We start from the raw sequence: 26,576 nt of genomic DNA, 5'->3' as shown, positions 1-26,576 counted from the left end.
CGGGGACGATGCAGACTGTCAGGCATGCCCCTCGTCCGCGCCGCGCGCGTCCGCGTGCCCGTCGGCCCCGCGCCCCGTCCACCCCGCCTGCCCCGGCCGCGCAGCCTGGCCGGTCAGCTGTTCGCGATGCAGGTCCTGCTGGTCGCGGTGGTCGTCGCGGGCTGCGCGCTGTTCACGTACGTGAGCGACGGGCACCAGGCCGAGGAGGCCGCCCGCCGCCAGGCCGAGGCGGCGGCCCGCGCGGTCGCCGTCGCCCCGGCCGTCCGGGAGGCGGCGCGCGGCGAGGACCCGAGCGCCGCGCTCCAGCCGTACGCGGTGCGGGTGCAGCGCGACACCGGAGTCGACTTCGTGACGATCATCGGGCTGGACGGCATCCGCTGGACGCACCCCGACGCGAGCCGGATCGGCGGCCGGTTCCGGGGCCACATCGGCCCCGCGCTGCGCGGCGAGACGTTCTCCGAGACCCACCCGGGCACCCTCGGCCCCTCGGTGCGGGTGGTGACCCCGGTCCACGCCACCCCCTCCGGCGGCGAGGTCGTCGCCCTGGTCGCCGCCGGGATCACGGTGGAACGGATCAGCGCCGGGGTCCGGGAACAGGTCGTGGCGCTGCTCGGGGTCGCGGCGGGCGTCCTGGTCCTCGGCGGGATCGGCACGTACGTGATCAACGCCCGGCTGCGCCGCAGCACGCACGGCATGAACGCGACCGAGCTGAGCCGGATGCACGACTACCACCAGGCCACCCTGCACGCGGTCCGCGAGGGGCTGCTGATGCTGGACGGGCGGCGCAGGGTCGCGCTGCTCAACGACGGCGGACGGGAGCTGCTGGGCATCGACGGGAACGCGGTCGGCCGCTCCGTCGCCGACCTCGGACTGCCGCCCCCGCTCACCGGCGCCCTGTTGTCGGCCGAGCCCCGGGTGGACGAACTGCACCTGACCGGCAGCCGGGTCCTGGTCGTCAACACCCAGCCGGTCTCCAGCGGCGAGCGGCGCGGCACCGTGGTCACCCTGCGGGACCACACCGAGCTGCAGGCGCTGACCGGGGAGCTGGACTCCGAGCGCGGCTTCACCGAGGCCCTGCGCTCCCAGGCCCACGAGGCCGCCAACCGGCTGCACACGGTGGTCTCGCTGATCGAGCTGGGCCGGGTGGAGGAGGCCGTCGAGTTCGCCACCGCCGAACTCGAACTGGCCCAGGCGCTCACCGACCAGATCGTCGCGGCGGTCGGCGAGCCCGTCCTCGCCGCCCTGCTGCTGGGGAAGGCCGCGCAGGCCAACGAACGGGGCGTCGAACTGCTGGTCTCCCCGGACAGCAGACTGGACGACGGGGTGCTCCCGGACAGCCTGCCGCCCCGGGACGTGGTCACCGTCCTCGGCAACCTCATCGACAACGCGCTGGACGCCGCCCAGGACAGCGGGCCCGCCCGGGTCACCGTCACCGCCCGCGCCGACGGCGGACGGCTGATGCTGCGCGTCCACGACACCGGGGACGGCGTGGACCCGGCGCACGCGGAGGCCATCTTCGACCGGGGCTGGACCACCAAGCAGGAGGCCGGCCGGGGGCTGGGGCTGGCCCTGGTCCGTCAGACGGTGCACCGCCACGGCGGCACCCTCACGGTCAGCGCGCCCCCGGCCGGGGGCGCCGAGTTCACGGCCTCCCTGCCGCTCGCCGCCCCGGCCCCCCGCCCCGGCGGCACGGACGGGACGGACGGGGCGGACGGGACGCGTCCCGTCACGGTCGTGGGCACATCAGCCGCAACCGCGAACGCGGCCGCAACCGCAGCCATGGACGCAACCGCAGCCGCGAGCACAGGCACGGCCGCAGCCGCGAACACAGGCGCGGTCGCAGACGCGAACGCGGCCGTGGACGGGGAGGCGGTCCGATGACGGAGATCCGGGTCCTGGTCGTGGAGGACGACCCCGTCGCCGCGGACGCCCACGTCACCTACGTCCGACGGGTGCCCGGGTTCACGGTGGTCGGCGCGGTGCACACGGCGGCGGACGCGCGGCGGGCGCTGGAGCGGTACCCCGTCGACCTGCTGCTCCTCGATCTGTACCTGCCGGACGGCCACGGGCTGGCGCTCGCCCGCAGCCTGCGGGCGTCCGGGCACCAGACCGACGTCATCGCGGTGACCTCGGCACGCGATCTGGCGATCGTCCGGGAGGGCGTCTCGCTGGGCGTGGTGCAGTACGTGCTGAAGCCGTTCACCTTCGCCACCCTGCGGGACCGGCTGACGCGGTACGCCGAGTTCCGCACGGCGGCGGGGGAGGCCAGCGGACAGGACGAGGTGGACCGGGCGCTCGCCGCGCTGCGCTCCCCGGCCCCGGCGGGGCTGCCGAAGGGCCTGAGCGCGCCCACCCTGGAACGGGTGGTGCGCAGTCTGCGCGACGCGCCCGACGGGGTGACCGCCACGGGCGCCGCCGAGGCGGTGGGGATCTCCCGGATCACCGCCCGCCGCTATCTGGAGCACCTGGCCGCCACCGGACTGGCCGTCCGCAGCCCGCTGTACGGTCAGGTGGGCCGTCCCGAGCTGAACTACCGCTGGGCGGGCGGGAGATGACCCCCGGGTGATCCCTGGGGTGTCCCCTGGGCGTCCCCCAGGGCGTCCCCCGGGGTGTCCCCTCGGGAAGCGATCGCACCTCGGCCTCCTCCTCCCCGGACCCGGACGGCCCCGGGGCCCGGACGGCCCGCCACCCCGGACGGCCCGCCGCCCCGGCGGACCCCGCACGCGAGCACTTACCCACCGGTGAGTAACTGAGGGCGAGGTCCGTATCTGAGGGCAAAGTCCGTACTTGTGGGGGTAGTCGAGGCGGACGAGCATGGGGGCACCGCGAAACGATCTTCCGAAGGGAACCTCCGATGGCCGCCGACAAGACCTCCGTGACCGTGCTGGGACTCGGCGCCATGGGCCGGGCGCTCGCCGCCGCCTTCGTCCGGGCCGGACACCCCACCACGGTGTGGAACCGCACCCCCGGGCGGGCCGCCGACCTCGTCGCCCAGGGCGCCGTCGAGGCCGGTTCCGCCGCCGACGCGGCCCGCGCCTCCGAGCTGGTCGTGATGTGCCTCGTCGACCACCACGCGGCCACCGCCGTCAGCGAACTGGTCGTCGACGTGCTCAAGGGCACCGGCAGGACGCTGGTGAACCTGACCTCGGACACCCCCGAGCGGGCCCGTGAGACCGCCGCCTGGGCGGCCGAGAGGGGCGTCACCTACCTCGACGGCAGCGTGATGGTGCCGGTCGAACTGATCGGCACCCCGGACGCCCTGCTGTTCCACGCGGGCCCCCGGGAGGTCTTCGACCGGCACGCGGACGCCCTCGGCGCGCTCGGCGGGAAGATCGTGCACGTCGGCGAGGAGCCGGGCCGGGCCGCCGCCTACGACATGGCGCTGCTCGACTACTTCTACGCCAGCTTCTCCGGGGTGGTGCACGCCCTCACCCTGGCCGAGGCGGAGGGCGTGGCGCCGGAGGAGATCGCGCCGTTCTTCGGGACCATCACCTCGTTCATGCCGTTCCTCACGGCTGCCTCCGCCACCGAGATCGCCGGTCGGAGCTACTCCGGTGACGCGGCCAATCTGACGATGATGTCCGCGACCGTCGACCACCTGGTCGAGGTCTCGGAGGGGCGCGGACTCGACACCGGAGTCCTGCGCGCCATCCAGTCCCTGGCCCGGCGCACCCTCGCCCAGGGGCGCGGCGGGGAGAGCTGGACGTCCACGGCGGAGGCGGTGCGCGCGGCGGGCTGAGCGCCGGGCCGGGGCCGGAGCGACCACGCCCGGATGCGGCCCGGCCGGGGGCCCGTCCCCCGACGGCACCGGCGGACGGGTCGCCGCCGACGGCCGCCGGGACGGCCGCCGAAGGGCCCCCGGTACGCCCCCGGCCGCCCGCGGAACCGGTGGTGGTGACCCGGCCGCCCCTCCAGAGCCCTCAAGCCCTCACCCTCGCCCTTGCCCTGACGTCGGCGTCAAGGGTTAGCGTCCCGTCATGCGCATCGGCGAACTCGCGGCGCGGGCGGGCACCACCCCCCGGGCCCTGCGGTACTACGAGAGCCGCGGACTGCTGTCCGCGCGGCGCGGGGAGAACGGTCACCGCGTCTACGACGAGGACGATCTGCGGCTGCTGCGGCAGATCCGGGTGCTCCAGGAGTCGGGCTTCGACCTGGAGGAGACCCGTCCGTTCGTGGAGTGCCTGCGGGCCGGTCACGCGGAGGGCGACGTGTGCCCCGCGTCACTGGTCGTGTACCGCCGCAAGCTCGCCGAGATCGACGCCCTGATGGCCGAGTTGTCGGCGGTCAGGGCCCGGGTGGGCGAGCAGTTGGCGCGGGCCGAGCGGGCCCGGGACGAACTGGCCGCCGAGGCGCTGGTTCCGGGTGGGCCGGAACCCTTGTGCGCCGTGTCCTCAGGGATCGCGGGGCCCTTCGGGGCCTTCGGCGGCCCCGGGGGAGCGGCCGGGACGGAGGACGGACAGGGATGATCAGGACCGAGGGACTCGCGGAGGTCACGGACGCGGCGTTCGCGGACGTGGTGCTGGGGGCCGACCGGCCGGTGCTGGTGGAGTTCACGGCGGACTGGTGCCCGCCGTGCCGCCAGATCGCCCCGGTGCTCGCGGCGGTCGCCGCCGAGGAGGCGGACCGGCTGACGGTCGTCCAGCTCGACGTGGACGTCAACCCGGAGACCGTGGCCCGCTACCGGGTGCTGTCGATGCCGACGCTCATGGTGTTCCGCGACGGTGAGCCGGTGTGGTCGGTGGTGGGCGCGCGCTCCAAGCGACGGCTGCTCGACGAGCTGGCGGACGTGGTCTGACCCGGCCCTCCCCGCCGACCGGGACGACCACGCGACCACGGCGGGGGCGGCCGCGCGACCACGGCGGGGGCGGCTCCGCACCGGCACGGAAGGGCCCGCCCGGCCCCACCGGCGGGCCCACGGGCTCGGAAGGACAAGGGCCCGTGGCCGTGCCAGAGTGAGGGACGGGGGGTGACCCCGCGGCCCCCGTCACGGTGCCGCGTCCGCCCGCATTCCTGGAGGGCCCGCGAGATGCCCGAGATCAGCGAACCGTACGCGCCCGGCACCCCGTGCTGGGTGGATCTGATGGCGCAGGACCAGGACGCCGCGATGGAGTTCTACGGTCGGCTCTTCGGCTGGGGCGGCCAGGTCGGACCACCCGAGTTCGGCGGGTACGCCGTGATGGAGAAGAACGGCCGTCCGGTCGCCGGGATCGGTCCGGCGATGGCCCCCGAGGGACAACCGGAGCCCCCGCACGCCTGGACGACGTACCTGGCCAGCGACGACGCGGACGCGACCGCCCGCAGGATCGCCGACGCGGGCGGCGCGCTGCTCTTCGGCCCCGACGACGTGGGCACCCTCGGCCGGATGCTGGTGGCCGCCGACTCGACGGGCGCGGTGTTCGGGGTGTGGGGGCACCGGGACTTCATCGGCGCGGGCGTGGTCAACGAGCCGGGCGCGGTGATCTGGTGCGACTGCAACACCCGGGACCTCCCGGCGGCGGCCGCGTTCTACGAGGCGGCGCTGGGACTGGAGGCCCGGCGGATGGAGGAGGCGCCCGGCCCCTATCTGGGACTCTTCACCGCCGCGCGGCCCGACTACCCGGTGGCGGGGGTGGGGGACATGTCCGAGCGGTTCCCGCCGGAGGTGCCCGCGCACTGGATGACGACGTTCGCGGTGGCCGACCTGGCGTCGACGGTCGCCACGCACACCGCGGCGGGCGGCACGGTGGTCCAGGAGCCCACCAGCACCCCCTGGGGCGAGACGGCCGGGCTCGTCGACCCGTGGGGCGCCCACTTCGGGGTGATCCAGCCCGCGGGCTGACGAACGGTCGCAGGGCCGTCGCTCCCCGGGCCGCTGCTCCCCGCGCCACGGTCCTGAGCCTCCCCGCTGGGACTGCCCCGCCGGGACCGCCCCGCCCGGGACCAGCCCGCCCGGGTCCGGTCGGGGAGGGCCCGACAGGTGAGGCCCCGACCCGGCGGCCACCCGGGTCTACGACGTGACGTCGAACAACGGGTCCCAGTCCTGGGCGGACGGCGACATCATCTCCAGCGCCGCCGATCTGAACCGGTTCTTCCGGGCGCTGCTGGGCGGGCGGCTGCTGCCCCCGCGACAGCTCGCCGCGATGAAGACGACCGTGGCGACCTTCCCGGAAGCACCCGGGTTCCGCTACGGCCTCGGTCTGACCTCCGACCGGACCGGCTGCGGCGTCGAACTGTGGGGGCACGGCGGCGGCTGGATGGGCTCGCACACCATGGCCGCCAGCACCGAGGACGGCCGTCACTCCCTCGCCTTCAACCTGAACGCCGACTGGTACCCGCAGGGGCTGGGCTCCGTCATCGAGGCCGAGTTCTGCGGCACCGAGCCCACCGGGGGCGCGATGTCCGCCGGGGACGCCCGTGCCGGGGTGGTGCCGCCCCTGGACTGACGGGACGGCCTCCGTTCCATGCCCCGGCCGTCTCGACCAGCCGGGCACGGAGCCGGTGCCGAAGGCCGGGAGCCGGTCCGGAAAGAACCGGTCCGGAAAGCGGGGGAGGCCCTGGAAAGCCGCTCGGAGAACAACGGCAGAGCGCATGAAAAAACCCCTCGGAGGAATTGACGTCCGGGGGGTTTCCTGGCGTATATTCATGGGTTCGCGATTCCAGAAATGGGCATCGCAAACATCGCTACTGACGAAAGTCTATCCGGGTGGGAGCTGCATTGTCAAGCAAGGGAATTCCGGACGGAACGGAAACGAACGAAAGGGAACCGCGAACCGAAACGGAAAGCACGACCACGGACCGCGCACTGCGTGCCGAACAGGAATTCCTCGATGGACTCCACACCCGGATCGACACGCTGCGCGCCCACGCCGCGGCCTCCGTCCGGGGCGCCCTCGCCCCGGTCGGCAACGGCCTCCAGGCCCGGCTGGAACGGGACGTCCTGGTCCGCGAGCGCTCCGGGCTGCTGGCCGCGCTGGACGCCGTCGAGGGCTCCCTGTGCTTCGGCCGGATCGACCTCGCCTCCGGCGCCAGCCACCACATCGGCCGGGTCGGGGTGCGCGACGAGGACCCGGCCACCGGCGACCTCGTCCCCGTCCTGGTCGACTGGCGGGCCCCGGTCGCCCGGCCGTTCTACCTCGCCACCGGGCACACCCCGCTCGGACTGCGCCGCCGACGCCACCTCACCTGCGACGGCCGTACGGTCACCGCGCTGCACGACGAGGTCCTGGACCTGGGCGACACCGTCCGCAGCGGCCACGAGGACCCCACCGGGGACACCGTGCTGCTCGCCGCCCTGAACGCCGCCCGCACCGGACGGATGGGCGACATCGTCCGCACCATCCAGGCCGAACAGGACCGGGTGATCCGCGCCCCGCACCGGGGCGTCCTGGTCATCGAGGGCGGACCCGGCACCGGCAAGACCGCCGTGGCCCTGCACCGGGCCGCCTACCTGCTGTACGAGCACCGGGAACTCCTCGCCCGCCGCGCCGTCCTCATCGTCGGCCCCAATCCGGCGTTCCTCCGCTACATCGGGGAGGTGCTGCCCTCCCTCGGCGAGACCGGCGTGCTCCTCGCGACCGTCGGGGAGCTGTACCCCGGCGTCCACGCCACCGGCACCGACACCCCGCGCGCCGCCGAGGTGAAGGGCCGCGCCGCGATGGCGGAGGTGCTCGCCGCCGTGGTCGCGGACCGCCAGGCACCGCCCGGCCCGGCGCTCGCCGTCGAACACGACGGGGACGTCCTCCTCCTCGACGCCGACCTGGTCCGCGTCGCCCGGGAGCGCGTCCGCGCCCTGCGGCTGCCGCACAACGCCGCCCGCGAACACTTCGCGGGCCACGTCGTCAACACCCTCACCGACATGGTCGCGGAACGCGTCGGCACCGACCCCTACGACGGGACCAGCCTGCTCGACGCCTCCGACCTCACCCAGATCCGTGACGAGGTCGGCGCCAACCCCGGGGTGCTGGCCGTGATCACCGCGCTGTGGCCCCCGCTCACCCCGGAGCGCCTGGTCACCGAGTTCCTCGCGGACCCCACCCACCTCGCCCCCGAGGACGCCGACGCGATCCGCCGCGCCCCGTCCACCGCCCCCGACTGGACCCCCGCCGACGTGCCGCTGCTGGACGAGGCCGCCGAACTCCTCGGGGAGGACGACCGCGCGGCCCGCGCCGCCGCCGACCGCGAACGCCGCGAACGGATCGCCTTCGCCCAGGGCGTCCTGGACGTGTCCTACGCCTCCCGCACCTACGAGTTCGAGGACGTCGACGACGAGGACTCCGAGGTGCTCGGCGCGCACGACGTCATCGACGCCGAGCGGATGGCCGAACGCCACGAGGAGGAGGACCACCGCACCGCCGCCGAACGCGCCGCCGCCGACCGCACCTGGGCCTTCGGGCACATCATCGTGGACGAGGCGCAGGAACTCTCCGCGATGGCCTGGCGATTGCTGATGCGCCGCTCGCCCACCCGCTCCCTCACCCTGGTCGGCGACCCGGCGCAGACCGCCGAGGAGGCGGGCGTCGGCTCCTGGGAACGCGCCCTCGCCCCCTACGTCCAGGACCGCTGGGAGCACACCGTCCTCAAGGTCAACTACCGCACCCCCGTCGAGATCATGGAGACGGCGGCCCGGGTGCTGCGCGCCGCGCACCCCGGCTTCGCGCCCCCGGAGTCGGTCCGCTCCACCGGCGAGCGCCCCTGGCTCCGCGAGACGACTCCGGAGGCGCTGGCCGCGACGGTGGCCGCCGCCGCCCGCGAGGCCCTCCCCGCCGAGGGCCGCCTCGCGGTGATCGCCCCCCGCGCCCTCCACGCCGACCTGGCCGCCGTCCTGCCGGACGTCACGGCCGGCGCCGAACCCGATCTGACCCGGCGGACCGTGCTGCTGGACCCGCGCCAGTCCAAGGGCCTGGAGTTCGACACGGTGCTGGTGGTCGAACCGGGCGCGTACCGCACCAGCGACCTGTACGTGGCGATGACCCGGGCCACCCAGTCCCTGGGCCTGGTCCACACGGGCCGCCACCCCCTCCCGTGGCCCCCGGGAACCCTCCGCGACGTCCGGTGAGCGGGGAAGCGGGGCCGCCGGTCACCGCCCGACGGCCCCGCCCCGGTGCCGGTGCCCCGCACCGGTCGCGGGGCGGGGCACCGGCACCGGAGACCTCAGGCGGGCCGCAGCCACACCGTGGCCAGCGGCGGCAGCGTCAGCACCACGCTGGCCGTCCGCCCGTGCGCCTCCACCGGTTCGGGCCGGACCGGTGAGGCGTTGCCGACGCCCCCGCCCCCGTACCGTTCGGCGTCCGTGTTCAGGGTCTCCCACCAGGCCGGGACGGAGCCGGGGACGCCGAGCCGGTAGCCGTGCCGGACGACCGGCGAGAAGTTGGACACCGCCAGCAGCGGTTCCCCCTCCGCGTCGAACCGCAGGAACGCGAAGACGTTGTCCTCCGCCGCGTCCCCGACCACCCAGGCGAACCCCGCCGGATCGGTGTCCCGCTGCCACAGCGCCGGGGCGCCCCGGTACGCGGTGTTGAGGTCCCGCACCAGGTCCCGTACGCCCCGGTGGTCGGGCTCGGCGGCGTACGACGGGTCGAGCAGCCACCAGTCCGGCCCGTGCGCCTCCGACCACTCGGCACCCTGGGCGAACTCCTGCCCCATGAAGAGGAGTTGCTTGCCGGGATGCGCCCACATGAAGCCCAGGTAGGCGCGGTGCCCGGCCCGCCGCTGCCACCAGTCGCCGGGCATCTTCGACACCAGCGCCCGCTTGCCGTGCACCACCTCGTCGTGCGAGATCGGCAGCACGTAGTTCTCGCTGTACGCGTACACCATCGAGAAGGTCATCTCGTGGTGGTGGTACTTGCGGTGCACCGGCTCGTGCGCCACGTACCCCAGCGAGTCGTGCATCCAGCCCATGTTCCACTTGAGCCCGAAGCCCAGCCCGCCGAAGCCGCCCGCGCCGATCAGGTCGGTGGGCCGGGTCACCCCGTCCCAGGCGGTGGACTCCTCCGCGATGGTGACGACCCCGGGCACCCTGCGGTAGACGGTCGCGTTCAGTTCCTGGAGGAACGCCACCGCGTCCAGGTTCTCCCGGCCGCCGTACTCGTTCGGGGACCACCCGCCGCTCTCCCGCGAGTAGTCGAGGTAGAGCATCGAGGCCACCGCGTCCACCCGCAGCCCGTCGATGTGGAACTCCTCGCACCAGTACACCGCGTTGGCGACCAGGAAGTTGCGCACCTCGCGGCGCCCGTAGTCGAACTCCAGGGTCCCCCAGTCGGGGTGCGCGGCCCGCGCCGGGTCCGGGTGCTCGTACAGCGGACGCCCGTCGAACTCGGCCAGCGCCCAGGCGTCCCGGGGGAAGTGCGCGGGCACCCAGTCCATCAGCACCCCGATGCCCGCCCGGTGCAGCGCGTCGACCAGGTGCTTGAAGTCGTCCGGGGTGCCCATCCGCGAGGTCGGCGCGTAGAAGCCGGTCACCTGGTAGCCCCAGGACCCGCCGAACGGATGCTCCGCCAGCGGCATCAGCTCCACATGGGTGAACCCGAGGTCGCTGACGTACGCCGGGAGCTGCTCGGCCAGTTGACGGTACGTCAGCCCCGGCCGCCAGGAAGGCAGGTGCACCTCGTAGACGGAGAACGGCGCCTCGTGGACGGGCCGCGCCCCGCGCCGGGCCAGCCACTCCTCGTCCCGCCACCGGTGCCGGGAGACGTCCACCACCGACGCGTTCGCCGGGGGCACCTCGGTGCGGCGGGCCATCGGATCGGCCCGCTGGGTCAGCGACCCGTCCGGCCGGGCGATCTCGTACTTGTACAGCGCGCCCTCGCCGACGTCCGGCACGAACAGTTCCCACACCCCGCTGGAGCCCAGCGAACGCATGGGGTGCCCGGTGCCGTTCCAGTGGTTGAACGAGCCGGTCAGCCGCACCCCGCGCGCGTTGGGCGCCCACACCGCGAACCGGGTCCCGGTGACCCCCTGATGGGTGAGCACCCGCGCCCCGAGCGCCGTCCACAGCTCCTCGTGGCGCCCCTCGCCGATCAGATGGAGGTCGAAGCCGCCGAGCGAGGGCAGCAGCGCGTACGGGTCCGCCGTCTCCACCTCCGCGTCCTGGTACGCGATCCGCAGCCGGTACGCGGGGACCGCCGGGGCGTCCGGAACGGCCCGGGCGTCCGGGACCGTCGCCGCCCCGGTCCCGTCCGCCCCGGTCCCGTCCGGGCCGTCCGCGCCGGGGACCAGCAGCCCGCTGAAGAACCCCTTCCCGTCGTCGTGGAGCGCCAGCCGACGCCCGTCCTCCGTCACCACGGTGACCCCGAGCGCGTACGGGCGCAGCACCCGGACCGCCGTGCCGCCCGGTACGGGGTGCGCGCCGAGCACCGCGTGCGGGTCGTGGTGCGTCCCGCCGAGCAGCCGCCCCCGCTCGCCCTCCGGCACGGGCAGCGGGTCGTGGACCGGGACGGGCGCGGGGGCCGGGACGGGAGCCGCCGGGACGGAGGCCGCCGGGGTCGCGACGGCCGCCGCCCCGGCCGACGACCGGGAGGCCCCCGCGCCCTTCCCGGCGGCCGGACGCTTCGCGGTCCTCGCGGTTCTCGCGGCGCTCGGGGTCTTCGGGGTGCTCGGAGCGCTCGGAGTCCTCGGACCCTTCCCGGTCCCGGGCTCCTTCGGCTCCTTGGCGGTCTTCGTCGCCTTCGGGGCGGCCCGCGTCGCCTTCGTCGCCTCGGCCGCCTTCGGCGTGCTCGTGGGCGTCGCGCGCTCGGGGGCCCGTACCGCGCTCCTCGTCCGGGGCTTGCCCGTCCGGGCCGGTGCGGCGGCCGGGCCGGTGGCCGTGTCGGCATCGCCCGCAGTGGTCTCAGTGGTCGAAGTGGTGGGAGGACGGGGCACGGGGGTCTCCTGGAGGGGCCGGGTGGGGGCGCGTACGTGGGGGTGCGGGTGGGGACCGGCGGACGGGGACCCGGGGACGGGCCGGGAACGACGGAACGGACGGGTCGGGAACGGAGGCGACGGGATCGGGTGGACCCGGGGAACGGACGGGACGGGCCGGGAACGGAGGCGACGAGGTCGGCCGGACCAGGGCAACGGACGGGACGGGAGCGGACCTGGAGGGGAGGAGGGGATGGGGCCGGGCGGGACCCGACGGACGGGGGTGGGAACGGGCCGGGAACGGGCGGGACGGGATCGGGCGGACCCGACGGACGGGGCGGGGACGGGCTCAGCGGCCGGGACCGGGACCGGGGCCGGGATCGTGGCCGGGGGCCCCGGGCCACGACGGGGGCGGGGCGGGCGCGGCGAGGCGTTCCACCGCGGCGAGCGGGACGGGGAGCCAGTCGGGACGGTGCCGGGCCTCGTACAGGACCTCGTACACCGCCTTGTCCGTCTCGTAGGCCCGCAGCAGCACCGGCTCCTGGCGGGGGTCCCGCCCGGAGACGCGGGCGTACCCGTCGCAGTAGGCGGCGCGGCAGGCGTCGGCCCAGCCCGGGGACCAGGGGCGGTGCTGACGGGCCGCGTAGTCGAAGGAGCGCAGCATCCCGGCGACGTCCCGGACGGCGGGCTGGGGGAGACGGCGTTCGGTGAGCGGACGGGCGGGCTCGCCCTCGAAGTCGATCAGCGACCACTCGCCGTCCGGGCCGCGCAGGCACTGGCCGAGGTGGAGGTCCCCGTGGACCCGCTGGGCGGTCCAGGACCGGCCCTCCGCGCCGAGCAGCGCGAGGGCGTCGAACGCGGTCCGCAGCCCCCCGGCGTACGGGCGCAGCGCGGGGACGGCGCGCGCGGTCTCGTCCAGACGGCGGGTCATGCCCCGGGCCAGCGCCTCGATCCGGTCCCGGCCGAGGGTGACCGGCGGCAGGGCCCGGGCCAGCGCCCCGTGCACCTCGGCGGTGGCCCGGCCCAGCGCGCGGGCCTGCGCGGTGAAGTCCTCCCCCTCGGCGAGCGAGCCGAGCGCGGACTCCCAGCCGTCCCGGGCGCCCTTCAGGAACGGTTGCAGCACCCCGAGCACCAGCACCCCGTCCCGCCGTCCGTCCCGCCCCTCCGCCACCGGTGGCCCGGCCACCGCCCCGCTCGGGATCCCGTCCGTGGTGGTTCCGTCCGCCGGGGGGAGGAACCCGTCCGCCGCAGGGGGTCCGCCGCCGTCGGCCCCCGCGCTCCGGCCGCGCACGTCGGCGAGGAACCAGGCGACGGGCGGCGGGACCCGCCCGCACCCCTCGGTGGCCAGCGCCAGCGGCAGTTCGAGGTCCGGATGGGTGCCGGGCAGGATGCGCCGGAACAGCTTGAGGATGAACGTATCGCCGTACACCAGTGAGGAGTTCGACTGTTCGGCGCCGAGGACCCGGGGGGCGAGTCCGGAGGGGATACCGGCGCGCGCGGTCCGCTCGAAGCGCAGCTCCCCGACCCGGGCCCGCATCCGCAGCGCCTCCAGCAGCAGTTCCGCCAGCCGGGGGTCGTGCAGGGCGTCGTACACCGCGGCGCCGCGCAGCGGGCCCCGGTCGGGGCGGCCGATCAGGGCGGGGGCGAGCCGGGGTGGCAGGACGGGGCGGACGCCCACCAGGAGCTGGTAGCAGTCGGCGGTGGGGCCGTCGGGGGAGGGCTGTTCGGCGCGGACCAGCAGGTGCAGCAGCCGTGGGGAGCCGTCCGGGGGCAGCAGTTCCGTCGCGGAGACCAGGGTGAAGCCGTGCACGGGACGACCCTTGCCCGCGAACCACCGCTGCCGGGGCAGCCAGCTCCGCAGCAGCGGGCCGAGCGACTCGATCAGTCCGGGGCGGGCGACGGGCGCCCGGTCCGCCCGGGTCACGGCCTCCGACATGGGGTCGTTCCTTTCTGGCGGGTCACCGGCGCCGTCGCGCGGGCTCGTCCTGGGGCTTTTCCCACGGGGCTTGCCGCGCGGGGGCTTTCGTGCGGAGGTGCGGTGCGGGGCGTCCGGCCTCCCCGGGGCGGTGCGCGGTGGCGGGGAGGCCGGACGGCCGGCGGCGGCCGACCGGTCCGGTGGGCGACGGCGGTCTCCGGCGGCGGCGGGTCAGTCCGCCGGGCCCGGGACGGAGGGGCCGTCGTCCGCCCCGGTCCGGGTCCAGGCGCCCTCGCGCAGCCGGAACCAGTAGAAGCCGTGGCCCGCGAGCGTCAGCAGGTACGGCAGTTCGCCGATGGCCGGGAACCGCACTCCGCCGGTCAGCTCCACCGGGTGGCGTCCCCCGAACCGCCGCAGGTCCAGCTCGGTCGGCTGGGCGAACCGGGAGAAGTTGTGGACGCACAGCACCAGGTCGTCGCCGCCCCCGTCGCCGCCCGGGGCCTCGCGCAGGAACGCCAGGACGGCCGGGTTGGAGGACGGCAGCTCCTCGTAGGAGCCGAGGCCGAAGGCGGGGTTCTGCTTGCGGATCTGGATCATCCGACGGGTCCAGTGCAGCAGCGACGACGGCGAGGACATGGACGCCTCGACGTTGGTGACCTGGTAGCCGTGGACCGGGTCCATGATCGTCGGAAGGTAGAGCCGCCCCGGGTCGCAGGAGGAGAAGCCCGCGTTGCGGTCGGGGGTCCACTGCATCGGGGTGCGCACGCCGTCCCGGTCGCCCAGCCAGATGTTGTCGCCCATGCCGATCTCGTCGCCGTAGTACAGGATCGGCGAGCCGGGCAGGGACAGCAGCAGGGCGGTGAACAGTTCGATCTGTTTGCGGTCGTTGTCGAGGAGCGGGGCGAGCCTGCGGCGGATGCCGAGGTTGGCCCGCATGCGCGGGTCCTTGGCGTACTCCGCGTACATGTAGTCGCGTTCCTCGTCGGTGACCATCTCCAGGGTCAGCTCGTCGTGGTTGCGCAGGAAGATCCCCCACTGGCAGCCCGACGGGATCGGCGGGGTCTTGGCGAGGATCTCGGAGACGGGGTGGCGGGACTCCCGGCGCACCGCCATGAAGATGCGGGGCATCACCGGGAAGTGGAACGCCATGTGGCACTCGTCGCCGCCCACGGAGTAGTCCCCGAAGTAGTCGACGACGTCCTCCGGCCACTGGTTGGCCTCCGCGAGGATCACCGTGTCCGGGTAGTGGGCGTCGATCTCGGCGCGGACCCGCTTCAGCATCTCGTGGGTGGCGGGCAGGTTCTCGCAGTTGGTGCCCTCCGCCACGTGCAGGTACGGCACCGCGTCGAGCCGGAACCCGTCGATGCCGAGGTCCAGCCAGAACTTCAGGGCCGCGATGATCTCCTCCTGCACGGCCGGGCTCGCGAAGTTGAGGTCCGGCTGGTGGGAGAAGAACCGGTGCCAGAAGTACTGGCCCCGCACCGGGTCGAAGGTCCAGTTGGACGCCTCCGTGTCGACGAAGATGATGCGCGCGTCCTGGTAGCCCTTGTCGTCGTCGGCCCAGACGTAGTAGTCGCCGTAGGGCCCGTCGGGGTCGGCCCGGGACGCCTGGAACCACGGGTGCTGGTCGCTGGTGTGGTTCATGACGAAGTCGATGATCACGCGCATCCCGCGCTGGTGGGCCGCGTCCACGAACTCCACGAAGTCCGCGAGGTCCCCGAACTCCGGGAGCACGGCCGTGTAGTCCGACACGTCGTAGCCGCCGTCGCGCAGCGGGGAGGCGAAGAACGGGGGCAGCCAGAGGCAGTCGACGCCCAGCCACTGGAGGTAGTCCAGCCGGGCGGTCAGCCCCTTGAGGTCGCCGACGCCGTCGCCGTTGCTGTCCTGGAACGAGCGGACCAGGACCTCGTAGAAGACGGCCCGTTTGAACCACTCCGGGTCCCGGTCCCGGTCCGGGGTGTCCTCGAAGGTGTCGGGGACGGGTTCGTTGACGATCATGGTGTGGGTGACCCTCCGATCGGTGAGGACGGTCGCAGGAGCGTGAGGACGTGCGCGGGCGTACGGCCCGGTTCCAGGCGCACGTAGTTCGCCCTGCCCCAGTGGTAGGTCTCGCCGGTGAGCTCGTCGCGCACCGGTACGGGCTCGTGCCAGCCGAGTCCGAGTTGCGGCATGTCCAACGACACCGTGGTCTCCTGGGTGCGATGCGGGTCCAGGTTCACGACCACCAGGACGGTGTTGGGTCCCCCCTCGCCCACGGCGGTCTTCGAGTAGGCGATGATCGCCTCCTGATCGGTGTGGTGGAAGTGCAGATCCCGCAACTGCTGGAGGGCGGGGCTGCGTCTGCGGATCCGGTTGAGGGTGGTGATCAGCGGGGCGATGCCGAGCCCCGCCCGCTCGGCGCCCTCCCAGTCGCGGGGGCGCAACTCGTACTTCTCGGACCGCGCGTACTCCTCGCCGCCGCGCCGCAGCGGACGGTTCTCGCACAGCTCGTAGCCGCTGTACACGCCCCAGGACGGGGAGAGCGTCGCCGCCAGCACCGCCCGCGCCTCGAACGCCGGGCGCCCGCCGCGCTGGAGGTACTCGGGGAGGATGTCGGGCGTGTTGACGAACAGGTTCGGCCGCATCACCGCCGCCGACTCACCGGTCAGCTCGGTCAGGTACTCGGTCAGCTCGCGCTTTGAATTACGCCAGGTGAAGTACGTGTACGACTGCTGGAAGCCGACGGCCGCGAGGGTCCGCATCATCGCGGGTCGGGTGAACGCCTCGGCCAGGAAGACGATGTCGGGATCGGACGCGTTGACCTCCCCGATGACGCGCTCCCAGAAGACCACCGGCTTGGTGTGCGGATTGTCGACCCGGAAGATCCGCACCCCCCGGTCCATCCAGAACCGCAGCAGCCGCACGCTCTCCCGCACCAGCCCGTCCAGGTCCCGGTCGAAGGCGATCGGGTAGATGTCCTGGTACTTCTTCGGCGGGTTCTCGGCGTGGGCGATCGTCCCGTCGGCCCGGTGGTGGAACCACTCCGGACGCTCCGTCACCCACGGGTGGTCGGGGGAGCACTGGAGCGCGAAGTCCAGCGCGACCTCCAGCCGCAGCGCCCGGGCCCGGCGCACGAAGTCGTCGAAGTCGTCGAGGGTGCCCAGATCGGGGTGGACCGCGTCGTGTCCGCCCGCCGGCGAGCCGATCGCCCAGGGCACGCCGACGTCGTGGGGGCCCGCCGACAGGGCGTTGTCGGGACCCTTGCGGTGCGTCCCCCCGATCGGGTGCACGGGCGGCAGGTAGACCACGTCGAAGCCCATGGCGGCGATCGCGGGCAGCCGCTCGGCGGCGGTCCTGAAGGTGCCGCTGACCGGGGGCTCGCCGGGCACCACCCGGGCCCCCTCGGAGCGGGGGAAGAACTCGTACCAGGAGCCGAAGAGCGCGCGTCGCCGCTCCACCAGCAGCGGGGCGGACTCGGACACGGTCAGCAGCTCCCGCAGCGGGTACCGGTCGAGGACGCCGGTCACGGCGGGCGCCAGGGCGGCGGCGAGCCGTCCGGCCGCGGACCGGGAGCGGTCGCGCAGCGCGTCCACGGCGGCGAGCACGGTCTCCCGGCGGCCCTTCGCCTTGGGCACCCCCTTGGCGGCCCGCTCGTGGAGCAGGGCGCCCTCGGTCAGCACGAGTTCGGTGTCGATGCCCGCCGGGACCTTGATCCGCGCCTGCTGGCGCCAGGTCGCCAGGGGGTCGCTCCACGCCTCGACCGCGAAGGTCCACCGTCCCTCGGCGGTGGGGGTGACGGTGGCCCCCCAGCGGTCGGTGCCGGGCGCCAGCTCCCGCATCGGCGTCCGGGTCCCCGCCTTGCCGTCCGGGCCGGTGAGGACCACCCCGGCGGCGACGGCCTCGTGCCCCTCGCGGAACACGGTGGCACTGACCTGGAAGGACTCGTCCACCACGGCTTTCGCGGGCCGACGCCCGTGGTCGACCAGGGGACTGAGGTCCAGTACGGGAATACGTCCGATCGGCGACATCGCGGCATCACCCTGGGGCTCTGGTCCGAGGGACTCCGACTACGGCAGCCCCTCGAATTTATGCGGCTTTTGTCCTCTTTGTATCGGTGGCGGGGGGCTGACGGGCGGCACCCGGGGCTGGCCGCCGCTGCCCGCCGTCCCGCAGTTCACTCGTCCGGGTGTGCGATCCGCCCTCACCCGGGTGAGGGCGGACCGGCGACAGGGGGTCGGTCCTGTTCGTCAGGGGTGCCGAGGCGATCCGTCCGGCAGGGCGAGGGGTCGTCCGTCAGCAGGGGGCGCCAGTGAGCGGCGGACTCCAGCAGGTCCGTGGTGACCCGCTCCAGGAACGTCCCCGTCCTGGCCAGCCGCCGCCCCGCGGCGGTGCCGGCCCCCAGCGCCGCCACCCCCGCCATCGAGTGCCGCACCGCCTCCATCGTCCGCCGCGCGCTGATCTCGATCGACCGGTACCAGGCGTCGTCGTCGACCACGTAGACGTCGCGCCGCCGGGCGTCGCGCTCGCGCCGGACGTACCCCTGGTCGACCAGGAAGTTCACGGCCACCGAGACGGAGGCCGGACTGACCCGCAGTCTGCGGACCAGTTCGGCCGCGGTGCGGCGGCCGTCCTCGGACAGCAGCAGGTCCACGTGCACCCGCGCGGTGATCCTCGGCATCCCCGACCGGACCGCCAGCTCCACGATCTCCCGCTCCGCCGTGTCGACCGGCGGTCCGGCCGGGCGCGGGGGAGCCGGGGTGCCGCGCCGCGCCCGCCGGACCGCCGTCTGGTGCGCCCGCTCGGGCCGGTAGTCACGGGGGCCGCCGTTGCGGCCGACCTCCCGGCTGACCGTCGAGGTCGGCCGGTCGAGCCGTCTGGCGATCTCCGCGTAGGAGAGTCCTCGGGCGATTCCGGTCGCGATGCGCTGCCGGTCCCGCTGGGTCAAACGTCCTCCTGGCATCGCGTCAGTATCGCTTTCGCCGTCATTCGTTGCAATGCCCTATTGCATTCGAGGTCAGTGTCATTGCTTCATTTTCAAGACTCTGACCTGCGGAAACAAATTCCATCGCATTGACGGTCATTCTGGGCCGGGCATAGCCTTCAGGAAGTCGCGAACAAGTGATCGCCCGAGAACGGGAACGGAAGAAGGCCATGAGCGAATTACTCCACACCATCACGGAACTGCCGACCGCGCGTCAGCCCGGCTGCCCTTTCGACCCGCCCGCGGAACTGCTCGACGCCCGTCGGCACGCCCCCCTCAGCCGCTACACCCACATCTGGGGGAAGCGGGGCTGGCTGATCACCGGGTACGACCTCGTCCGGTCGGTCCTGGCCGACCCCCGGTTCAGCTCCCGCAAGGAGGTGATGAACGTCGGCGACTTCGCGCTCGACCCGGCGCCGCCCGGCGAGTTCCTCCTCACCGACGACCCCCTGCACGCGCGCTACCGCGAGCCCCTGGTGGGCAGGTTCACCGCGCGCCGGATGCGTCAGCTCACCGAGCGGGTGGAGGAGGTCACCGTCGGTCTCCTGGACGCCATGGAGGCGGCCGGACCGCCCACGGACCTGGTCACCGCGTTCGCCAAGCCCCTCCCCGCCGTCATCATCTGCGAGCTGCTGGGGGTGCCGTACGAGGACCGGGACTCCTTCCAGGAACAGGTCGAGGCGTTCCTCGGCGTGGAGCCCGACAAGGACAAGCAGGTGGCCGCCTACGCCGAGACCCGGCGCTACCTCGCGGAACTGGTGGTCGCCAAGCGCGCCCGTCCCACCGACGACGTGCTCAGCGAACTCACCCGGGGCGATCTGACCGACGAGGAGTTGACGGGGGTCGCCCTGATCCTGCTGGCGGCCGGGTTCGACACCACCGCCAGCACCCTGGCGCTGGGCACCTTCGCCCTGCTGCGCAACCCGGACCAACTGGCCGCGCTGCGCTCCGAACCCGCGCTCGCCGACCGGGCGGTGGAGGAACTGCTGCGGTACCTGAGCGTCGCCAAGACGTTCATGAGGACGGCGCTGGAGGACGTCGAGCTGGGCGGCCGGACCATCGAGGCCGGTACGACGGTCCTCCTGTCGTACCAGACGGCCAACCGCGACCCCGAGCGCTTCACCGACCCGCAGAAGCTCGACCTCCGGCGGCGGGGCGGCGGGCACCTCGCCTTCGGGCACGGCGCCCATCAGTGCCTGGGGCGCCAACTGGCCCGGATGGAGCTGCGGATCGCGCTGCCCGCGCTGCTCGCCCGCTTCCCCACGCTGAGGCCGGCCGTTCCGGACGACGAGATCGTCCTGCGGCCGGAGAGCGCCGACGTCCACGGGGTGATGAGCCTGCCCGTCACCTGGGACGCGTGAGCACGACGGGGTTCCCCGCGACCGTGGGGCGTCGCGGGGAACCCCGTCGTCCGTGGTCCGGTGTGGTCAGGCTTTGCGGTGGTTGACCTCGTCAGTGAGCTGGGGCACGACCGTGAACAGATCGCCGACCACCCCGTAGTCGACCAGATCGAAGATCGGGGCCTCCGGGTCCTTGTTCACCGCCACGATCGTCTTCGACGTCTGCATCCCCGCACGATGCTGGATCGCCCCCGAGATCCCCACCGCCACATACAACTGCGGCGACACACTCTTCCCCGTCTGACCCACCTGCGCCGCATGCGGATACCACCCCGCGTCCACCGCCGCCCTCGACGCGCCCACCGCACCACCCAACGCGTCCGCCAACCCCTCCACCACGGAGAAGTTCTCCGCCCCGTTCACCCCACGACCACCCGCCACCACCACAGCCGCCTCCGTCAGCTCCGGACGACCCGACACCACCCGCCCCTCACGCGACACCACCCGACCCGACAACCCCGCATCCGAGAACACCACCCCCAACTCCTCCACCACCACAGCCGCCTCCCCACCCGCGACCTCCTCCGCCGGCGCCGCATTCGGCTTCACCACGATCACCGGCACCCCCCGCGACACCCTCGACCGCACCGAGAACCCCGCCGCGAACACCGACTGCACCGCCACCGGACCCCCCACACCCCCCACCACATCCACCGCATCCACAATCACACCCGAACCACACCGCAACGCCACCCGCGCCCCCACCTCACGATTCTCCCCCGACGACGACAACAACACCGCCACCGGACCACCACCGTCAACGTCACCACCAGCAGCACCGTCACCATCACCACCGTCACCGGCGACCACACCCACCGCCGCCACCAACGCATCCACCTTCGGCACCACCAACAACTCCCCGAACACCACATCCTCCGACACCAACACCCGCACCGCACCATGCGCACCCAACACACCCACCGCACCCCGGGCACCCTCACCCACCACCACCGCCACCGGCTCACCCAACCGCCGCGCCACCGTCAACAACTCCAACGACGGCTTCCGCACCACACCACCCACATGCTCCACGAACACCACCACACCAGCCATGACACACCCCTTAAGCAGACGGAACGAACGAGACGAGACGAGACGAAACGAGAGAGGGAAAGCGAAGAGAAGCGAAGAGACGAGATCAGGAAGAGAAGGGGCAGAGAAGCCCCCGCACAGCCGGGAACCCGGGAACTACACGAACTTCCGCGACGCCAGGAACTCCGCGAGCGCCAGCCCGCCCCCGCCCGTGTCCGTGACGACGGTCCCCGCGACCCGTGCCGGACGCTCCGTGATCTCATCGACCACCGTGTACGCGCCCTGAGCGCCCACCAGCGACGCGTCCAGCCCCAGATCCGCCAGACCCCAGGACTCCACCGGCTTCTTCTTCGCCGCCATGATCCCCTTGAACGACTGGTACCGCGCCTCACCCGACTGGTCCGTCACCGACACCACCGCCGGCAGCACCGCCTCCACCACCTCCGACGCCACATCCCCGTCCCGACGCCCCCGCACCACCCCACCCGACACCGACACCTCCGACAACAACGACACCTGAGGCACCCCCAACCGCTCCGCCAGCAACGCCGGCAACACCCCCATCACCCCATCCGTCGACGCCATCCCGCACACCACCACATCGAACCCCACCCGCCGCACCGCCTCCGCCACCACCAACGACGTCCCCATCACATCCGAACCCGCGATCCCCTCATCCTCCACATGCACCCCACGGTCCACCCCCATCGCCAACGCCTTCCGCACCGCCACCCGCGCATCCTCCGGACCCACCGTCACCACCACCACCTCCGCATCCCCCGACGCCTCCCCCAACCGCAACCCCTGCTCCACCGCATACTCATCCAACTCCGACAACAACCCGTCCACCCCCTCACGATCCACCCGACCATCCCCCAGGAACCGCCGCTCACCCGCCGCATCCGGCACGTACTTCACACACACAACGATCCTCAGCGTCACGGCGACTCTCCTAGCGTGGGATGATTCGTCCTCCCACGCTATGGCACTCAGTACCCTCTGTAAAGGTACCTAGTGCCAAATAGGGGTTCGCGGTGTTACGTTCCCGGCATGACCGCAGACACAGATTCGACCGCCGTCGGACCGGGGGCGACCCGCGAGGGGAAGACCCCGATGCGCGAGGCGCTGGCCGAAGCCGCCTTCCAGCTCTTCCTGGAGCGGGGCTTCGAGCAGACCACGGTGGACGACATCGTGGCCCGCGCGGGGGTGGGGCGCCGGTCGTTCTTCCGGTACTTCCCGTCCAAGGAGGACGCGGTCTTCCCGGACCACGAGCGCTGTCTGGAGGACATGCGCGCCTTCCTCGCGGCGCACCCGGACGGTGACCCGGTGGCCAGGGTCTGCGACGCGGCCCGGCTGGTGCTGCGGCTCTACGCGGCGAACCCCGAGTACTCCGTCCAGCGCTACCGGCTGACCCGTGAAGTGCCGGGGCTGCGGACGTACGAGCTGTCGGTGGTCCGGCGGTACGAGGCGACCCTCGCCGGTTATCTGCGCGGGCGGTTCGGCGGCTCCCGGGACGGGGCGCTGCGGGCCGAGATGATCGCGGCGGCCGTGGTCGCCGCGCACAACAACGGGCTGCGGACCTGGCTGCGGGCGGGCGGCGCCGGGGGTCCGGAGGCCGAGGTGGACCACGCCCTGGAGCTGGTGCTGAGGGTCTGGCACGGAGCCGGGGAGGTGACCGGCCGCGCCCCCGCCCCCGTCGCCCCGTCCGCGACCCCGCAGACCCCCGCGCCCGCGACCCCGCCCGCGCCCGGCGACCGTGGCGACGAGCGGACCGGCGGCAACGGCGACGGCGACGACGCCCACGGGGTCGACGACGACGTGATCGTCGTCGTCGCCAAGCGGAACGCGCCGCTGTGGCGCGTGGTCCAGCGGATCGAGACCGCGCTGGACGGCCCGGATGGGCGCTGACCAGCACCCCGCACCCCGCGCCCCGCCCCCCCGGCCCCTCGGCCCGGGGACGGCGCGACGGTCGAGAATACGACACTCAGTGCCTAGTCATTTCGGCACTGAGTGTCATATCGTGCCGATGGTCGACGCGAGCCGATGCGCCACAGTGCCGAGCGCAAGGGGATCCGCCATGCCGCAGTCCGGAACCGACACCACGCCCGCCGCCCGCCCCGCCCTCCAAGGGGAACGGCCCGGCCTCACCTACCAGCGCTGCCGCTGGTGCGCCACGCCCTCCTTCCGGCGGCTGATCTGCCCCGTCTGCTCCTCCAGCGACCTGGAACCCGAGCACGGGACCGGCGAGGGCGTCGTCATCCGCTCCACGGTGGTCCACCGCTACACCCGGCTCGCCCGCAACGAGTCGCTGATCCGGTTCCCCGAGGGGTTCATGTTCCGCTGCCGGGTCATCGGCGCCGAACCGCACCTCGTCTGGGTCGGCGCCCGGGTCCGCTACGTGGCCGACGCGGACACCGACCCGACGGCCGGCGAGGTCGTCGTCGAACTGTGCGACCCCGGGATGCGCGAGGGCTGGAACTGAGCCGACGCCCCACCCCGGCCCGACGGCCCACTCCGGCCCCGAGGGCCCACTCCGGCCCGACGGCCCACCCCGCCCCGCCCCGACGACCCGGTCCGGGCCCGGCCCGCGCCGGATCGGGACGGGCCCGGACGGCCCCGGATGGGTCCGGACGTGTGACCTGCGGGCGGGGCCCTGTGCGCCGTGACCGGCGCGGCGCCCGCGCCGATACCTTCGAGGCTTGACGTGGAGCCGGGCCGTGGACAGCACGCGCGCGGCTCCCCTCCCGCGTTCAACTGCGAAGGTGGAAACGTGAAGGCCATCCGTCGCGTCACCGTCCGCCCCGTGCTCCCCGGACCGCTGGCCGCGCTGAACGACCTGGCCCGCAACCTGCGCTGGTCCTGGCACGAGGACACCCGCGAACTCTTCCGCTCCCTGGACCCGGCGGCCTGGGACGACGCCCACGGCGACCCGGTCCGGGTGCTCGGCACCGTCACCGCCGACCGGCTCGCCGCGCTCGCCGACGACCCCGCGTTCCTGGCCCGGCTCGCCGCGCTCGCCGCCGACCTGCGCGTCTACACCGAGGGCGAACGCTGGTACCGCACCCGCTCCGGCGGCGGCCGGGGCCCCGCCGCCGTCGCCTACTTCTCGCCCGAGTTCGGGATCGCCGCCGCCCTGCCGCAGTACTCCGGCGGGCTGGGCATCCTCGCCGGGGACCACCTCAAGGCCGCCAGCGACCTCGGCGTCCCCCTGATCGGCGTCGGACTCCTCTACCGGCACGGCTACTTCCGCCAGTCCCTGTCCCGGGAGGGCTGGCAGCAGGAGCACTACCCGGTGCTCGACCCCGACGAGCTGCCGCTGACCCTCCTCACCGAGGCGGACGGCGTCCCCGCCCGGGTCGCGCTGGCGCTGCCCGGCGGCCGGAGCCTGCGGGCCCGGATCTGGGTCGCCCAGGTCGGCCGGGTGCCGCTGCTGCTGCTCGACTCCGACCTGGAGGAGAACGACCCCGCCGGACGGGACGTCACCGACCGGCTGTACGGGGGCGGCAGCGAACACCGGCTGCTCCAGGAGATGCTGCTGGGCATCGGCGGGGTGCGGGCGGTGCGCGCGTACTGCCGTCTCACCGGGCACCCCGAGCCCGAGGTCTTCCACACCAACGAGGGCCACGCCGGGTTCCTCGGCGTGGAACGCATCCACGAACACGTCGTCCGGGGGCTCGACTTCGACGCGGCGGTGGAGGCGGTCCGCGCCGGGACCGTGTTCACCACCCACACCCCCGTCCCCGCCGGGATCGACCGCTTCGACCGGGACCTGGTCGCCCGGCACTTCGGCGCCGACGCGGAACTCCCCGGCATCGACGCCGACCGGGTGCTGCGGCTCGGCCGGGAGTCCTACCCCGGCGGCGACCCCGCCGTCTTCAACATGGCCGTGATGGGACTGCGGCTCAGCCAGCGCGCCAACGGGGTCTCGGTGCTGCACGGCCGGGTCAGCCGGGAGATGTTCGCCGGGCTCTGGCCCGGCTTCGACGCCGACGAGGTGCCCATCACCTCCGTCACCAACGGCGTCCACGCCCCGACCTGGGTCGCCCCCGAGGTGCTGCGGCTCGGCGGCCCCGGCCGGGACGACGCCCCGGGCGCCGGGGACGGGCCGGACGACGCCGACGGCGGAGCCGACCTGGACGGCGTCCCCGACGCCGAACTGTGGCGGCTGCGCCGCGCCCTGCGCGCCCGGCTCGTCGGCGAGGTCCGCGAACGGCTCTACCGCTCCTGGCGGCAGCGCGGCGCGGCCGCCGCCGAACTCGGCTGGATCGACTCCGTGCTCGACCCGGACGTCCTCACCATCGGCTTCGCCCGCCGGGTGCCGTCCTACAAGCGGCTGACGCTGATGCTGCGCGATCCGCAGCGGCTGCGGGAACTGCTGCTGCACCCCGAACGCCCCGTCCAGGTCGTCGTCGCGGGCAAGGCGCACCCGGCCGACGACGGCGGCAAACGGCTGGTCCAGGAACTCGTGCGGTTCACCGACGACCCCCGGGTGCGGCACCGGATCGTCTTCCTCCCCGACTACGGCATCGACCTGGCGCAACGCCTCTACCCCGGCTGCGACATCTGGCTGAACAACCCGCTGCGCCCGCTGGAGGCGTGCGGCACCTCCGGGATGAAGGCGGCGCTCAACGGCTGCCTCAACCTGTCGGTCCGCGACGGCTGGTGGGACGAGTGGTACGACCCCGACTTCGGCTGGACCATCCCCACCGCCGACGGGGACGCCACCGGCCCCGAGCGGCGCGACGACCTGGAGGCCCGGGCCCTGTACGACCTGCTGGAGCGGCGGGTCACCCCCCGGTTCTACGAGCGCGGCCCCGACGGACTGCCCGACCGGTGGATCGCGATGGTCCGCCGCACCCTCACCCGGCTGGGACCGAAGGTGCTCGCCGGACGGATGGTCCGGGAGTACGTGGAGCGGCTCTACGTGCCCGCCGCCGCCGCGCACCGGGCGCTGACCCCGGACGCCGCGCGGGACGTGGCCGGGTGGAAGGCCCGGGTGCGGGGCGGCTGGGCGCGGGTCGCGGTGGACCACGTGGAGGCGGTCGGCGCGGCGGGCGTCCCCGAACTGGGGGCGGTGGTGCCGCTGCGGGTCCGGGTGCGGCTCGGGGAGCTGACCCCGGGGGACGTCGAGGTGCAGGCCGTCGCCGGGCGGGTGGACCCCGACGACCGGATCGTGGACGGGGCGGTGGTCCCGCTGAAGCCGGTCGGCGGCGCCGACCTGGAGGGGTGCTGGGGGTACGAGGGGCAGCTCGCCCTCGACCGCACCGGGCCCTTCGGGTACACCGTGCGGGTGCTGCCCGCGCACCGGCTGCTCGGCGCGACGGTGGAACTCGGCCTGGTGGCGGCACCGGTCACCGGGACGGGCCCGGAGGCGGGCGTCCTGATGCGCTGACCCGCGCGCCCGGCCGACGCGAAGGGGGCGGGGAACCGTACGGTTCCCCGCCCCCGTTCCGCG

General features: G+C 73.9%; 18 protein-coding genes and 1 pseudogene. 12 read left to right on the top strand and 7 right to left on the bottom strand.

Going from position 1 to position 26,576, the window contains the following annotated elements; all coding sequences use genetic code 11:
* Nucleotides 1-126 precede the first annotated feature (126 nt).
* The 8 genes and pseudogenes from ACVWNX_RS09020 to ACVWNX_RS08985 all read left to right on the top strand — a co-directional run bounded on the left by ACVWNX_RS09020 (nt 127) and on the right by ACVWNX_RS08985 (nt 9,034).
* Nucleotides 127-1,881 carry a sensor histidine kinase gene (locus ACVWNX_RS09020; RefSeq protein ID WP_454414684.1) on the top strand — a complete coding sequence of 585 codons (1,755 nt, stop codon included), beginning with the start codon at nt 127-129 and terminating at the stop codon, nt 1,879-1,881.
* Complete coding sequence (locus ACVWNX_RS09015) at nt 1,878-2,555, top strand: response regulator (RefSeq protein ID WP_454413368.1); 678 nt, start codon at nt 1,878-1,880, stop codon at nt 2,553-2,555. The genes ACVWNX_RS09020 and ACVWNX_RS09015 overlap by 4 nt, the downstream gene beginning before the upstream one ends.
* 299 nt (nt 2,556-2,854) lie before the next feature.
* Entirely contained in the window at nt 2,855-3,739 is an 885-nt protein-coding gene (locus tag ACVWNX_RS09010) for an NAD(P)-dependent oxidoreductase (protein WP_454413367.1), read from the top strand.
* 238 nt (nt 3,740-3,977) lie between these two features.
* A complete protein-coding gene (locus tag ACVWNX_RS09005; RefSeq protein WP_454413366.1) occupies nt 3,978-4,466 on the top strand; it encodes a MerR family transcriptional regulator in 489 nt (162 codons plus the stop codon).
* Nucleotides 4,463-4,795 carry a thioredoxin family protein gene (locus ACVWNX_RS09000; protein ID WP_454413365.1) on the top strand — a complete coding sequence of 111 codons (333 nt, stop codon included), beginning with the start codon at nt 4,463-4,465 and terminating at the stop codon, nt 4,793-4,795. Before ACVWNX_RS09005 ends, ACVWNX_RS09000 begins: the two co-directional genes overlap by 4 nt.
* A gap of 231 nt (nt 4,796-5,026) precedes the next feature.
* On the top strand, nt 5,027-5,818 hold the full coding sequence (locus ACVWNX_RS08995) for a VOC family protein (RefSeq protein WP_454413364.1): 792 nt from the start codon (nt 5,027-5,029) through the stop codon (nt 5,816-5,818).
* A gap of 166 nt (nt 5,819-5,984) precedes the next feature.
* Nucleotides 5,985-6,422 (top strand): annotated as a pseudogene (locus tag ACVWNX_RS08990) (serine hydrolase); the annotation flags it as partial.
* A gap of 359 nt (nt 6,423-6,781) precedes the next feature.
* Nucleotides 6,782-9,034 carry a HelD family protein gene (locus ACVWNX_RS08985; protein ID WP_454414683.1) on the top strand — a complete coding sequence of 751 codons (2,253 nt, stop codon included), beginning with the start codon at nt 6,782-6,784 and terminating at the stop codon, nt 9,032-9,034.
* Nucleotides 9,035-9,129: 95 nt separating this feature from the next.
* Here the strand turns inward: ACVWNX_RS08985 and glgB are convergent, their stop codons facing one another.
* The 5 genes from glgB to ACVWNX_RS08960 all read right to left on the bottom strand — a co-directional run bounded on the left by glgB (nt 9,130) and on the right by ACVWNX_RS08960 (nt 18,668).
* A complete protein-coding gene (glgB, locus tag ACVWNX_RS08980; protein ID WP_454413363.1) occupies nt 9,130-11,835 on the bottom strand; it encodes a 1,4-alpha-glucan branching enzyme in 2,706 nt (901 codons plus the stop codon).
* A 328-nt stretch (nt 11,836-12,163) separates the two neighbouring features.
* Nucleotides 12,164-13,750, bottom strand: coding sequence for a maltokinase N-terminal cap-like domain-containing protein (locus ACVWNX_RS08975; protein WP_454413362.1), 1,587 nt, complete (start codon nt 13,748-13,750; stop codon nt 12,164-12,166).
* A gap of 210 nt (nt 13,751-13,960) precedes the next feature.
* On the bottom strand, nt 13,961-15,727 hold the full coding sequence (gene treS / locus ACVWNX_RS08970) for a maltose alpha-D-glucosyltransferase (RefSeq protein ID WP_454413361.1): 1,767 nt from the start codon (nt 15,725-15,727) through the stop codon (nt 13,961-13,963).
* Nucleotides 15,724-17,736: an alpha-1,4-glucan--maltose-1-phosphate maltosyltransferase gene (locus tag ACVWNX_RS08965; RefSeq protein ID WP_454413360.1), complete on the bottom strand. Its 2,013-nt coding sequence runs from the start codon at nt 17,734-17,736 to the stop codon at nt 15,724-15,726. The genes treS and ACVWNX_RS08965 overlap by 4 nt, the downstream gene beginning before the upstream one ends.
* 173 nt (nt 17,737-17,909) lie before the next feature.
* Nucleotides 17,910-18,668: a helix-turn-helix domain-containing protein gene (locus ACVWNX_RS08960; RefSeq protein WP_454413359.1), complete on the bottom strand. Its 759-nt coding sequence runs from the start codon at nt 18,666-18,668 to the stop codon at nt 17,910-17,912.
* Between the two features lie 191 nt (nt 18,669-18,859).
* On the opposite strand from ACVWNX_RS08960, the gene ACVWNX_RS08955 reads away from it, so the two are divergent.
* The gene (locus ACVWNX_RS08955) at nt 18,860-20,050 is read left to right on the top strand and encodes a cytochrome P450 (protein WP_454413358.1); all 1,191 of its coding nucleotides are present in this window, start codon (nt 18,860-18,862) and stop codon (nt 20,048-20,050) included.
* 66 nt (nt 20,051-20,116) lie between these two features.
* Here ACVWNX_RS08955 and ACVWNX_RS08950 read toward each other — a convergent pair whose 3' ends face one another.
* The gene (locus ACVWNX_RS08950; protein ID WP_454413357.1) at nt 20,117-21,142 is read right to left on the bottom strand and encodes an electron transfer flavoprotein subunit alpha/FixB family protein; all 1,026 of its coding nucleotides are present in this window, start codon (nt 21,140-21,142) and stop codon (nt 20,117-20,119) included.
* A gap of 135 nt (nt 21,143-21,277) precedes the next feature.
* A complete protein-coding gene (locus ACVWNX_RS08945) occupies nt 21,278-22,063 on the bottom strand; it encodes an electron transfer flavoprotein subunit beta/FixA family protein (RefSeq protein WP_454413356.1) in 786 nt (261 codons plus the stop codon).
* A 171-nt stretch (nt 22,064-22,234) separates the two neighbouring features.
* Between ACVWNX_RS08945 and ACVWNX_RS08940 the strand changes: the two genes are divergently transcribed.
* The 3 genes from ACVWNX_RS08940 to glgP all read left to right on the top strand — a co-directional run bounded on the left by ACVWNX_RS08940 (nt 22,235) and on the right by glgP (nt 26,513).
* A complete protein-coding gene (locus ACVWNX_RS08940; protein WP_454414682.1) occupies nt 22,235-23,029 on the top strand; it encodes a TetR family transcriptional regulator in 795 nt (264 codons plus the stop codon).
* A gap of 169 nt (nt 23,030-23,198) precedes the next feature.
* Nucleotides 23,199-23,603, top strand: coding sequence for a Zn-ribbon domain-containing OB-fold protein (locus ACVWNX_RS08935; protein WP_454413355.1), 405 nt, complete (start codon nt 23,199-23,201; stop codon nt 23,601-23,603).
* Between the two features lie 288 nt (nt 23,604-23,891).
* Nucleotides 23,892-26,513 carry an alpha-glucan family phosphorylase gene (gene glgP, locus ACVWNX_RS08930; protein WP_454413354.1) on the top strand — a complete coding sequence of 874 codons (2,622 nt, stop codon included), beginning with the start codon at nt 23,892-23,894 and terminating at the stop codon, nt 26,511-26,513.
* The last annotated feature ends 63 nt before the right edge of the window (nt 26,514-26,576 follow it).

Source organism: Streptomyces sp. JNUCC 64 (assembly GCF_054484115.1).
This window is presented reverse-complemented; position numbering and strand designations above follow the sequence as displayed.